This is a genomic window from Vibrio sp. J1-1, assembly GCF_021728395.1.
Classification (GTDB): domain Bacteria; phylum Pseudomonadota; class Gammaproteobacteria; order Enterobacterales; family Vibrionaceae; genus Vibrio.
Map to the genome: position 1 here is coordinate 54,168 of NZ_JAKKCM010000003.1, position 12,303 is coordinate 66,470.

The window sequence follows — 12,303 nt, forward strand, 5'->3', positions numbered from 1 at the left end:
TGGTCGGATTTGTTAAAAACACTCTTGTGACTACTATCTGCGCCACTGAGCAAAAGCTCGAATTATCGTCCAAAGAGACGAATCTAATAAGGAAAAAACATGACTTATAATAAGCGTCTGTTCAAAAAGACTCTCTTAGCAGTAACGGTAGCTTTTGCCTCAGGTCAATCGATGGCAGCAGGTTTCCAAATTAATGCCCAATCGGCTACAGGCCTTGGCCGCGCTTTTGCAGGTGATGCTGTAATCGCTGACAACGCATCAGTAATGGCGCGTAACCCAGCAGCAATGGCGCTGTTTGATAGAATGGAACTGTCTGTAGGTTTTGAAACCATTACTTCACTGATTGAAGTGAAAGATGCAACTTACAACATTAACGGCAATAGCTTCTCTGTTGGAGACGTTGACGACGTAGGTGACACAGCTATCGCACCAAACATTCACCTGATTGTACCGGTAAACGACAAGTTTGCTTGGGGTGTCAATGCCTACTCTAACTTCGGTACAAAGACTGAATTCTCTGACAGCTACGTAGCGGCTGAATACGGCGGCCTGACTGACGTAAAGAGTGCTAACTTTGGTTTGGCTGGTTCTTACCGCCTGAATGATCAATGGAGCTTTGGTGCTGGCCTTGATGTAGTTTACGGTAAAGGCACAATGAAGCGCGTAACAAGCGCTGCGCTTGCTGCAGTAAACCCGGCTCTAGGCGGTGCAACGCTTCTCGATGTAGATTCTGCTGACGGCTGGGCCCTTGGTTTCAACGTAGGCACGGTTTACGAGTTAGACGAAAACAACCGTTTTGGTTTTGCATACCACTACAGCCCAGAGTTTGAAGCAAAAGACGACAAAGGCCAAAAGATCACTCTACCGCTACCAGATATGGCTGAGTTCTCTGGCTACCACAAAGTCAAAGACACCCAATTTGCTGTGCACTACAGCGTGCAATACATTGGTTGGAAAGACTTTGACCAGATTGATTTTAAAAATCTAGACCAAGGAATGATCACTGGTAGCTACGCTAAAAACTACCAGTGGCAAGACGGCTGGCACTACGCGATTGGTGGTACCTACTTCCTAAACAATGACTGGACGCTTCGTGCTGGTTACATGTACGACACCAGTGCACAAGATAATGTGACATCTATTTCTGTACCAGATTCCGATCGTCAGTGGTTCTCGACTGGTTTCACGTACCATCTTGACAACAAGGCTAATATCGACTTTGGTTTCACCTACCTACTGGGTGACGATATCAAAGTGAACGAGAGCACTACTATCGTCCCTGGCATGCTGTCTACGGGTGTAAGTGCAACAACTCACGCAGACGCGATTCTAGTCGGCTTACAATATAGCCGTAGCTTCTAATTGACGCACTAGTCGCTATTGCAAACACTTTCTATATAAAAGGCTGGATTTCCAGCCTTTTTTCTTGCCTACGATTTATTCTACGCTCTATTTCAGTGAACACGTGTATCTAAATACCGACATTAGGACGCACAACTGTACGCTGAGCATCTTTCACGACTCTTTTACAGCCAGACTTTTAACCTTCCATTAAAGACTTCATTAGAATTTAATACTAAAAGCGTACCTATTCCGGATTTTCATTTCTAAAGTAAAAGCTCTATCTTTAAAATTTCACCCCACGTTTTAAATAATTCAGCGAACAAAAAATGAAAACCAACAAGACCCTTCTTTCTATGACAGTAGCACTCAGCCTACTGGGCACAGCAAGCGCAACTCATGCAGCCGGTTTCCAACTTGCGGAGTTCTCTGCAACAGGCTTAGGCCGTGCCTACGCCGGTGAAGCAGCAATGGCAGATAATGCGAGTGCACAGTGGCGAAACCCAGCGATGCTCACTTACTTGGAAGGCACACAAGTCTCTGTTGGTGCTATCTATGTGAATCCAAATCTTGATGTAGACGGTGACGTCGATTTCTATGGTAAGAATATTCCAGCGTCTTCAGATGACTTCGCTCACGATGCCATCATTCCGAACTTCTACTTATCGCATCGTTACAGCGATAAGTTCGCGGTCGGCTTGGCACTAGGAACAAACTACGGCATGGAAACGGATCTTGGTACTGGCTTTGCGGCGTCACACTTCGGTAACGAAGCCAGCGTGACCACAATGGAAGCAAACCTCAATGCAGCCTACAAGATTAACGAAGCTGTAAGTATTGGCGGTGGCGTTCGCTATATTCTTGGTGAAGGTAGCTTTGGCGCAACAACACCAGCAAATAACGCATTGGGTCTTCCTCAAGATACTACGCTGAAATACATGGAAGGTGATGATACGGCTTGGGGCTGGCAGGTAGGTACTGCATGGCAGATCAACGACGACCACCGCTTAGGCTTCGCATACAAATCAGAAGTAGAACTGAAGCTTCAGGGCCATGCTGAAGGCATTGGTTTTGGCTTCGGTACTCAGTTACCGCAAACTCGCGACAACGGTTACATGTACCTGACACTTCCAGCGACTGCGGAACTGGCCAGTTATCACCAGGTTACTGAGCAGCTTGCCCTGCACGCAAGCTTTAACTGGACTGACTGGAGCTCATTCGAGAAGTTAGAAGCGCACCTTGCTACCGCAGGTACGCACATGGTTAAAGTGGAAAACTGGGAAGATAACTACCGCTTTGCTCTAGGTGCGACTTACCAGCTTCAGCCAAAACTGGCGTTAAGAACAGGTATGGCGTACGACACATCAGCCGTTAGCGATAAAAACCGTACCATCACTATTCCAGAAACCGATCGTACCTGGCTGAGCATCGGTGCAACGTATGACTGGACAAAAGATTTCAGCTTAGATGCAGGCTTCACCTACATCATCGCGAAAGATGCCTCTATTAAAGAGTCACGTGGTTATGATTCTGACGATGCTGCGGAGCAAGTTGGAGGTCAGTTCGTGGGTGAAACAACCGGTAATGTGTGGTTGATTGGTCTTCAGGCAAACTACCGTTTCTAATCGAATACATCATTGAAGAAAAAGGCTTAGCAGTTGCTAAGCCTTTTTCGTATCTGTTGTTTAAACTTAAAGAGATTTAAAAGTCTTCTAAATATTCGTCCAAATAAGCTTCTTCTTCTGCGTTGACTTCTTTGACAGTCTCCACTTCTGCTTTAAAGTTTTGGCGCTGGATATAAATATCACGAGTCAAAACATAAGGGTCCGGCGAGTTGTCTAACTGCGCTTCCTGAGAAACAAGCAACGCGCGTTTTTCCATACCTTCGAAAGCCCATTTACCAAGACTCGCCCAAATGTTTAGGTAGGTTAGTGGTACATACATACTGTCTACCGTATCGGTGACTTCACGTAGTGTATAAGGACCGTATCCCGGAACCATAAAATAAGGACCGTTGCCTACACCGTAATGGCCGACAGCGTCGCTGAAAACTTTTTCATCGTATTTTGTAATCCCGGCGGCGGTTGCAACGTCAACCAGACCGAGGAGACCAAATGTGGAGTTAAGCCAGAATCGGTTAAAGTGATCCACAGCCTTACCGCCATTACCCATGAGCAGATTGTTCACCATACTTGCTGGTTCGTCTAAGTTAGCCAAAAAGTTAGCAATACCATAGCGAATTGGTGTGGGCGTATATTCCACATAAGCCAGTGACACCGGGCGTACTATATACGGATCCAAGTAATCGTAGTTAATATCCCACATAGTACGGTTAAAGCCTTCTAACGGATCGTATGCATCAGAAGTCGTTTGATTTGTTTCTTCTGTCGCTGCCTCCTCAGGAGCACTTGAACAGCCAACCAGTCCAAGTGCTAACAGCATTAAGAAGATGGATTTACCCTTGTTATACATTCTGTGTTCCATAACGACTATTAATATACTGAAGTAACCTTGCTATAAAACGCCCTAATCTAATACGGTTTAAAAGTCACTTAAGTATAAAAATAAGGCCAGCATAAGCTGGCCTTTTCATTCTACTCGATAGTTTAGAGCCATACCACTATATGGATATGACTCGCAACTATTAAAATTGCTTATTGATAATAACTTCAACAGGTTGCCCGAATTCAACAACACCACTTTCGCCGTGCCAGTCATGATCACGGGTTGCAACGTTACCATCCGAGTCTACACGGGCACGTACCAAAAGCTTATCCAATGAAGACAACTTTGAGCCTTGCATCATGGCATTACCATCATCCAGAACCACTGTTCTCGGGAAGGATGCTAATGGGTAACGAGCAGCGGCTACAGGCATAGGGGAACCATCAGCACGGTGGACAGATACAATAAGTACACCATTCGGATCGACCTGAGCTTCAGGAGCAAGGCTGATGGTAACCGCAACACTTTTATCCGGAGAAACCGCTTCACCCATTTGCTTACGTGCACTATCAATGCTGCGAGAAAGCATTTCATAGCGGCTATCTTCAGGGCCAATCATCTGTTGCATCACACCCCAGTATTTAATCGCGCCTGGGTAGTCTTGGCGTTCAAAGGCATCAAATGCAAGCAGTGAGAAAACACGCAGATCAACTCGGTCTTGTTGTACTAGCTGCGCTAGCAGAGAACGGGCCGTATTCTGATCCACTTCTTCCTGAGAAAGCATCAGAGCTTGCGCATACCCCAGCATAATATCCGGGTCTTGAGGCTCAAGGTTGAACGACTTTGCCATGGAATCGATCGCGGTGGAAACATCACGATTCGCCAAGGCAATACGCCCTAACAACAACCAACCGGTTGAATCTTCCGGCTGATAATGCAGGCGAGTACGCAACGCTAAGGTTAAATCTGCCATCTCTTCATCACTCAGCGGTTCTGCTGACGACGACATCAGTTTTTTCGACAGCTCTGGTAAGTTTGATGACACTTCCTGCCATCTAACGACCTCCTGAGAGGCGCCAAATTGGTAGTACAAACCGTAGCTTAATACGGCAGTCAAAATGACGGATGGAACTAAGACAGCAATAGGAGAAATTTTCGTTTCTTTGTGTCTGTTATCTCCAGGAATATCATCCAACAATGATTGCTTAAGATCCGAAATCAGCTCTTCCTGGCTTTCAACCAAGCCTTCTTCGGTCTCTTCTTGTAGCTCTGATAAACGATCTTTGTAAAACGCTTTATTGAGTTCATCGCGTAATACTTCATCGTTGTTCGCTTTTTGTTTTAGCAACGGCATTGCGACTAAAGCACAAGCGATCAGCGTGAGAACAACAGTAGATATCCAAAATAGTGTCATTACTTCTTATCTCCGTCATTCTCTTCTTCAAGCAGTGCTTTGAGGCGAGCTTCTTTTTGTTCGTCCCATTGTTCATCACTATTTGCGACGACTTTTGCCTTTGTTTTGCGACTACGTAATACGATCAAAGCAAAGCCAACCAATACAACAGCAAGAGGCCCCAGCCATAAAATAGCCGTAGCAATAGTAAATGGCGGGTTGTAAGTTACAAAGTTACCGTAACGCGCGACCATGTAATCGACGATCTCTTGTTTAGACTTACCCTCTTTGGTCATTTCGTACACTTTGTGGCGTAAGTCTTGAGCCAGCTCGGCATTAGAATCTGAAATCGTGTTGTTTTGACATTTAGGGCAGCGCAAAGTGTGGCTTAGCTCTTTGAACTGCTGTTCTTGTTTGAGGTTATCAAACTCGTACACTTCAATGGCGGCATTAGCCGTTAACGAGAGTGTCAGTGCTGCAAATACGGCTAAAATGACCTTTTTCATCGCTTCGCCTCCTCAACCAATTGATTGTAAAGTGGCTCTAATGTCTCGGACCAATTGCGTGGATTAACATCCCCAACGTGGCGATAGCGCACAATACCATTGGCATCAATAATGAAGGTTTCCGGAGCCCCATAAACTCCTAAGTCCAGACCAAGCATACCGCTGCCGTCAAACAAACTGATCAGGTACGGGTTACCCAAATCATTCAACCAACCTACTGCTTTAGTGCGATCATCTTTGTAGTTCATACCGATGATCTTGACACCTTTACCAGCCAGTTCATTCAGATACTTATGCTCTGCATAACAGGTTGGGCACCAAGTGGCCCATACATTAAGTAGTAAAGGCTCACCTTTGAAAATAGATTGATCATATTCTTTACCCGGCTCAGCCAAGTCTTCAAGGTGAAAGGCCGGTACAGGTTTACCCACTAACACCGACTCAAGTTTTGTCGGGTCATCACCCTCTTGGTTACGCATCAATTGGGTTGCAAAAATCCCCGCTAGAACCATGAAAGCAACTAACGGAATAAACAAGACTTTCTTATTCATATTGTGCGACCTGCTCCTTTTCCTTAGCACTCTTCTTAGATGACTTACGGAAGCGGTAGCGCTTGTCTGAAATAGCCAGACCACCACCGATTGCCATGATCAAAGCACCGGCCCAAATCCAACGGACGAATGGTTTGTAATAAATACGTACAGCCCATGAGCGGTTGTCTTCTAAACGCTCACCCATCGCAACGTAAAGATCTCGTGTCACGCCACGATCAATTGCGGCCTCTGTCATCATTGATTTAGCTGTACGGTAGAATCGCTTCTCTGCATGCAGTGTATTGATGTAGTTACCGTTATGCGTGACTTCAAAATCCGCAATATAACCATCGTAGTTAGGGCCATCTTTATCTCGCAAACCAGAGAAATAGAAATCGTAACCCTGGATTTGGAAGTTTTCTCCCGGAGCCAAACGTACATCACGCTCAATGCTGTAGTTCTGCACCATTGCGATACCGATGATGGTTACCGCCAAACCAATATGACCTAACATCATTGCCCAGTGACTGCGCTGCAACTTACCTACACCTTCGACGAAACTGTGTCGGTGAGTCGCACGCTCATGCAGTTCGAAGCCATGCATGACGATAATCCAAATCGCCATGACCCAACCGATGTAAGCCATAATTTGGAAGAAGTCCGCGAATAGGTATACGCAAACCGCCGCTAATACCAGAGCAGTCACCCCAGAGATCACCATCGGCTTAACGATTGAAGATAATTGATCTCGTTTCCAGCGAATAAGCGGACCAATACCCAACAAGAAGGCAAATGGCATCATCAACCACGCAAACAGCATGTCAAAAAATGGCGCGCCAATTGAGACAGATCCAAGGCCAATTTGCTTGTGTACCAACGGTAACAACGTACCAACTAAGACAACAACAAGTGCGGCGATCAGCAGTACGTTGTTGCCAAGCAAAACATTCTCTCGCGACACTAAGTCGAAGTTACCACGAACACGAACCGATGCGCCTTTTACCGCGAACAGCAGCAGCGAGCCGCCGATAACAAATACAAGGAAGGCAAGAATAAACATGCCGCGCGCAGGATCAGAGGCAAACGCATGTACTGAAACCAAAATACCCGAACGAACTAGGAACGTCCCCAACAGACTCAATGAGAATGCAGAGATAGCAAGCAGTACTGTCCACGCTTTAAATGTGCCGCGTTTTTCAGTCACAGCGAGGGAGTGCATTAGCGCTGTACCCGCTAGCCAAGGCATGAATGATGCGTTTTCTACTGGATCCCAGAACCACCAGCCACCCCAGCCAAGTTCGTAATATGCCCACCAAGAACCTAGTGCGATACCTAGTGTTAGAAATACCCACGCCGCTGTTGTCCAAGGACGCGACCAACGTGCCCATGCGGTATCAAGACGACCTGTCATTAGGGATGCAATTGCGAATGAGAACGCAACCGAGAATCCAACATAACCCATGTACAGCATTGGCGGGTGAACAATCAAACCTGGGTCTTGAAGAAGCGGGTTCAAGTCACGGCCGTCAACCGGGAAGAAAGGCAACGTACGTAAAAACGGGTTAGATGTCAGGATAATGAACAGCAGGAAGCCCACTGAAATCATACCCATAACGGCCAACACACGCGCAACCGATTCTTGTGGCATACCACGACTGAATGTCGCCACGGCTACCGTCCATGCCGCTTGGATTAAAACCCATAACAACAGTGAACCTTCGTGTGCACCCCACACTGCGGTTAAACGATAGTACCAAGGAAGCAGGCTATTAGAGTTACTCGCTACGTACTGCAGCGTAAAGTCGTTGGTATAAAATCCCCAACATAAAATCGCGAAAGAGAACAACAGCATAAGGAACATAGACCATGATAATGGTCGTGCAGTGTTCATTAGCATGTTGTTATTATTCGATGCTCCCCACAATGGCAATACGCTCAGTAGCACTGCCATCGCAAGCGAAAGAATGAGAGCAAAGTGACCGACTTCAGCAATCATTGGCCGCTTCCTTGTTTCTGTTCGGTGCTGTATTGAAGCGGTTCATGCGTTTTTTTCATCGCTTCTGCAATTTCTGGTGGCATGTACTCTTCATCGTGCTTAGCTAAGACTTCGAACGCCTCAACCGTCGTGGCGTCTTTTAATACACCTTGAGCAACAATACCCTGCCCTTCACGGAACAAGTCTGGAAGAATACCGTCGTATGTGATCGTAACCTTAGGACCTATGTCGTGTAGATCAAAGTTCACTTTCAAAGAGTCAGGATCTCGACGCACCGATCCCTCAACAACCATGCCACCGATACGTAAACGCTGGCCTACTTCAGGTTTGGTGCCATCAGGCTTACCGTTAACTAATTCTGTCGGTGTGTAGAAAAGGTCCATATTTTGGTTAAGCGCATAAAGTATCAAACCAATGGTGGCACTAATACCGATAAAGATCGCTAGTACAATACCTAACCTCTTTTTACGTCTCGGATTCATAACGTGTTCTCCATATTCTTCGCTGCGTCAATACGCGCTTGACGGTCAATTTTTGCTTTCACTTCTTTCCGTAATGCATCACCGCGACGAAGACTGGTGATCAGAAGAATCAGCATGGATAAGAAAGTAATACCAAACGCGCTCCATACGTATGATGCATAGCCACCCATGGCAAAAAAGTCGCTCAGAGATTCAAAATGCATAACCAATTACCTCACTGAGTTTGTTCTGTTGCAAGTTTGTGCACCCAAGGGCGATGACTCTCTTTGCTGATGATTTCGTTACGGAAACGCACCATAGTCACAGCACCAAAGAAGAACGCAAAGCCAAAAATGTTTAGCAACAACGGCCAAAGCATGTCGGATGAAATAGAAGGTTGTTCAAATTTCGTGATAGTCGCACCTTGGTGCAAAGTATTCCACCACTCCACTGAAAAGTGAATGATAGGTAAGTTCACAACGCCCACGATAGCTAAAATACCAGCGGCTTTTGCTGCTGTTTTTTGATCGTCAAACGCGTGATACAGTGCAATAACACCAAGATAAAGAAATAGAAGAATCAATTCTGAAGTAAGACGGGCATCCCATACCCACCAAGTTCCCCACATCGGCTTGCCCCAAACGGCACCGGTGAGTAACGCAATAAAGGTAAATACCGCACCAATCGGCGCCATCGCAAGTGCCGCCATGTCTGACAGACGTACTTGCCATACTAAGCCAATAAATGCAGCAATCGCCATCGACATATATACGCCCATTGACCAAATTGCAGATGGGACATGAATGTAGATGATTCGGAAACTGTCACCTTGTTGGTAATCTGAAGGCGCAAATGCAAGCCCCCAAACCGTACCAACCGATAAGCATACGAGGGCCAATACAGAAAACCAAGGCAGAAACTTACCGCTCAAATGGTAAGCTGCTTCTGGCTTGGCATAAGGATGTAGCCATTTCCACATGTTTTGTTCTCACTCTTACTTCAGGGGCACTGTCTAAAAGGTTGAGACCGTAGCAGTGCTTTAATAATAATTCTTTGATCAAGCGCCGCTTCATTGGCACTTTATTTAGTTAGTTAACACTAACTCGCAATGCGGCACTAATGGCAAAAGGCGTCAACGTCATCGCCCCCATTAGCATCGCGCCTAAAATCGCTAGCTGACCGTTATACGCCATACCGAGTGCGGCAGCATCAATTGCCGATGTTGCGAAAATCAAAATTGGGATGTAGAGCGGAAGAATAAGCAAACTCAAAAGAACGCCACCCTTTTGCAACCCAACCGTCAGTGCCACACCAATAGCACCAATAAAACTTAGCGTCGGAGTACCGATCATCAAGGTAAGTACGATAGATAGCCAAGTATTGAAATCGAGCGAAAGTAAAACCGCCAATAATGGGCTGATCAGGATAAGTGGTAATCCTGTTAACAACCAATGAGCTATGACCTTTGAAACCACCACAAGTTGCAATGGAATTGGCATCAGCATCATTTGCTCCAATGCACCGTCTTGAAAATCATCACGAAATAGACGCTCTAATGATAATAAGGCAGATAGCAATGCAGCAACCCAAACAATGCCCGCTGCAATACGTGCTAACAAATTTGGCTCGGGGCCAATACTGAGAGGGAACAGGGTAATAACAATAATAAAGAACCAAAGTGGGTTCAAAATATCCGCCTGACGGCGAAAAGCGATCAAGAGTTCTCGACGAATAATAGTGGTCATGGCTGAAATCATATCAATCACCCAACTTTATTTTTCTAAGTTTCGGGCTATCTGCAAACATATCTTGGTGCGTAGTCAAAATCACAATGCCACCATTATCAGCATGATTTGCGAATAACGATTCAAGCACTTTGACACCTTGCTTATCAATGGCGGTAAGCGGTTCGTCCAAAATCCATAAAATTTGCTTACTGAGCCATAATCTCGCTAATGCAACTCGTCGTTGCTGACCTGCGGAAAGCTGTGCTACAGGGACGTCTTCTCGGCCAGCTAAGCCAACTTGAGTTAAAGCGGTGAAGATTTCTTCGTCAGAAGAGCAGTTATTTTGAATAGATTGGTAAAAACGTAAGTTTTCTAGTGCGGTAAGTTCTCGTTTCACCCCAGTTTGATGCCCTAAGAAAAGCAAATCTTGATGGAAAAAATCACGAGATTTTTCAACCTCTTCTCCTTTCCATTTAATGATGCCTTCTTCTCTATCGCCCAACCCTGTCACAATGCGTAGCAACGTCGTTTTACCCGTTCCGTTTCGCCCTTCAATCTGGACTAGCTCGCCTGGTTTAATGGTAAATTTCAGGTTCTCAAACAGGACCCTTTCGTCACGGATCGCAGTAAGGTTAGACACTTCTAACATAGGGCTTCAACTAAATAATTAACGAGCGGTTATATTAGCACAGCTTAGTTAAGACGAAACAGAACAAGAGACAAGAGATGTAAGTAAGTTCATGAAATTTTGTTAACTTACTTGCACAACCCGACAAATATAACCATAAATGGTTATATAGATGAATTAGGATGGTACCTTTAGTTAATAAGAGGCAAAACTTACCGTTTGGGGCACTGGACAAAAAAAGAAGCCGAAGCTTCTTTTTTACTCTGGCGTCATCTTCCGTATGATGGATAACTCGAGGCTTCAGAAGGTCGACCACTGAGTGGCGGAATTTTCTCTTTACCAGCCAGTTTTTTCTGTAGCGATAGCATGAGTTCAGCTTCTGCTTTGGGTAATTCGCACTCTTCGATCAACTCGTTAATATCTGCACCCAGTTGAACCATTTTAGAGGCTCGGCTATACAAACGCCCATCCGTATCAGCATGTTCCAACTCTCGGATACGCTCGTTCAGATGCTGGATAATATCTTGCTGCTCGGTAACCTTTTGCCCTAAGCCAACAACCACAGAGCGAACTTCCAATAACTGTTTACTCAGTTTCTGTACTTCTTTATCAGCGTGTCGAGTTTGAGCTCTCTGCAACTCGATTTTCCTTTGCAAACCTGAGCGAATACGCAGTTGCAAAACGAGCAGTACGAGCACGATAAAAGCGACGCCACCAGCGATGAAGGGTATCGATAAAAAATTCACTTCAGCCATGATCATTCAGCCAATTACAGATGAGCCATGTCATCCCATTCGTCTTCAGTTAATAACTTGTTCAAATCAACTAGGATAAGGAGCTTGCCATCACGATTGCTAACGCCTTGAATGAACTTCGCACTCTCGTCAGTGCCAACAGAAGGGGTAGTATCAATCTCAGAAGAACGTAGGTAAACCACTTCTGCCACGCTATCGACCAGAATACCAATCACCTGACGCTCAGATTCGATAACAATGATACGTGTATTATCAGTCACTTCGCCTTCAATTAATCCAAAGCGTGAACGGGTATCGATTACAGTAACCACGTTACCACGCAGATTAATAATACCCAGCACGTAATCTGGCGCACCAGGTACAGGTGCAATTTCTGTATAACGAAGAACTTCACGTACCTGCATTACGTTGATGCCGTACGTTTCCTCTTCTAGCTGGAACGTCACCCACTGAAGCACTTCGTCATTTGTGGCACCTTTCTTCACTTCAACTTCAAAAGCTTGAGACATAGTTAATCC

The 12,303-nt window shown here is 45.5% G+C and carries 14 protein-coding genes; 2 read left to right on the forward strand and 12 right to left on the reverse strand.

Translation table 11 applies throughout. From position 1 onward, the window contains the following. Positions 1-99 precede the first annotated feature (99 nt). Both L3V31_RS05100 and L3V31_RS05105 read left to right on the forward strand, forming a co-directional pair. Positions 100-1,362 carry an outer membrane protein transport protein gene (locus L3V31_RS05100; RefSeq protein WP_237315053.1) on the forward strand — a complete coding sequence of 421 codons (1,263 nt, stop codon included), beginning with the start codon at positions 100-102 and terminating at the stop codon, positions 1,360-1,362. 308 nt (positions 1,363-1,670) lie between these two features. Next, on the forward strand, positions 1,671-2,966 hold the full coding sequence (locus L3V31_RS05105; RefSeq protein ID WP_237315054.1) for an outer membrane protein transport protein: 1,296 nt from the start codon (positions 1,671-1,673) through the stop codon (positions 2,964-2,966). Between the two features lie 76 nt (positions 2,967-3,042). On the opposite strand, the gene L3V31_RS05110 is transcribed toward L3V31_RS05105, so the two are convergent. The 12 genes from L3V31_RS05110 to L3V31_RS05165 all read right to left on the reverse strand — a co-directional run bounded on the left by L3V31_RS05110 (position 3,043) and on the right by L3V31_RS05165 (position 12,294). Beyond that, positions 3,043-3,813, reverse strand: a complete 771-nt coding sequence (locus tag L3V31_RS05110; protein ID WP_237315055.1) for an MlaA family lipoprotein — start codon at positions 3,811-3,813, stop codon at positions 3,043-3,045. 172 nt (positions 3,814-3,985) lie between these two features. Then, positions 3,986-5,200: a c-type cytochrome biogenesis protein CcmI gene (ccmI, locus tag L3V31_RS05115; RefSeq protein ID WP_237315056.1), complete on the reverse strand. Its 1,215-nt coding sequence runs from the start codon at positions 5,198-5,200 to the stop codon at positions 3,986-3,988. Beyond that, the gene (locus tag L3V31_RS05120) at positions 5,200-5,685 is read right to left on the reverse strand and encodes a cytochrome c-type biogenesis protein (protein WP_237315057.1); all 486 of its coding nucleotides are present in this window, start codon (positions 5,683-5,685) and stop codon (positions 5,200-5,202) included. The genes ccmI and L3V31_RS05120 overlap by 1 nt, the downstream gene beginning before the upstream one ends. Beyond that, positions 5,682-6,236 carry a DsbE family thiol:disulfide interchange protein gene (locus tag L3V31_RS05125; RefSeq protein ID WP_237315058.1) on the reverse strand — a complete coding sequence of 185 codons (555 nt, stop codon included), beginning with the start codon at positions 6,234-6,236 and terminating at the stop codon, positions 5,682-5,684. The genes L3V31_RS05120 and L3V31_RS05125 overlap by 4 nt, the downstream gene beginning before the upstream one ends. Next, positions 6,229-8,214: a heme lyase CcmF/NrfE family subunit gene (locus L3V31_RS05130; protein ID WP_237315059.1), complete on the reverse strand. Its 1,986-nt coding sequence runs from the start codon at positions 8,212-8,214 to the stop codon at positions 6,229-6,231. Before L3V31_RS05130 ends, L3V31_RS05125 begins: the two co-directional genes overlap by 8 nt. After that, the gene (gene ccmE, locus L3V31_RS05135) at positions 8,211-8,696 is read right to left on the reverse strand and encodes a cytochrome c maturation protein CcmE (protein WP_237315060.1); all 486 of its coding nucleotides are present in this window, start codon (positions 8,694-8,696) and stop codon (positions 8,211-8,213) included. The genes L3V31_RS05130 and ccmE overlap by 4 nt, the downstream gene beginning before the upstream one ends. Continuing rightward, complete coding sequence (ccmD, locus tag L3V31_RS05140; protein WP_237315061.1) at positions 8,693-8,899, reverse strand: heme exporter protein CcmD; 207 nt, start codon at positions 8,897-8,899, stop codon at positions 8,693-8,695. The genes ccmE and ccmD overlap by 4 nt, the downstream gene beginning before the upstream one ends. Before the next feature lie 11 nt (positions 8,900-8,910). Beyond that, the gene (locus L3V31_RS05145) at positions 8,911-9,654 is read right to left on the reverse strand and encodes a heme ABC transporter permease (RefSeq protein WP_237315062.1); all 744 of its coding nucleotides are present in this window, start codon (positions 9,652-9,654) and stop codon (positions 8,911-8,913) included. Between the two features lie 109 nt (positions 9,655-9,763). After that, positions 9,764-10,432, reverse strand: a complete 669-nt coding sequence (ccmB, locus tag L3V31_RS05150; RefSeq protein ID WP_237315063.1) for a heme exporter protein CcmB — start codon at positions 10,430-10,432, stop codon at positions 9,764-9,766. 1 nt (position 10,433) lies between these two features. Next, a complete protein-coding gene (ccmA, locus tag L3V31_RS05155; protein ID WP_237315064.1) occupies positions 10,434-11,051 on the reverse strand; it encodes a cytochrome c biogenesis heme-transporting ATPase CcmA in 618 nt (205 codons plus the stop codon). Between the two features lie 248 nt (positions 11,052-11,299). Then, on the reverse strand, positions 11,300-11,785 hold the full coding sequence (locus L3V31_RS05160) for a DUF2802 domain-containing protein (RefSeq protein WP_275949718.1): 486 nt from the start codon (positions 11,783-11,785) through the stop codon (positions 11,300-11,302). 14 nt (positions 11,786-11,799) lie between these two features. Continuing rightward, a complete protein-coding gene (locus tag L3V31_RS05165; protein ID WP_237315066.1) occupies positions 11,800-12,294 on the reverse strand; it encodes a chemotaxis protein CheW in 495 nt (164 codons plus the stop codon). Positions 12,295-12,303: the final 9 nt, after the last annotated feature.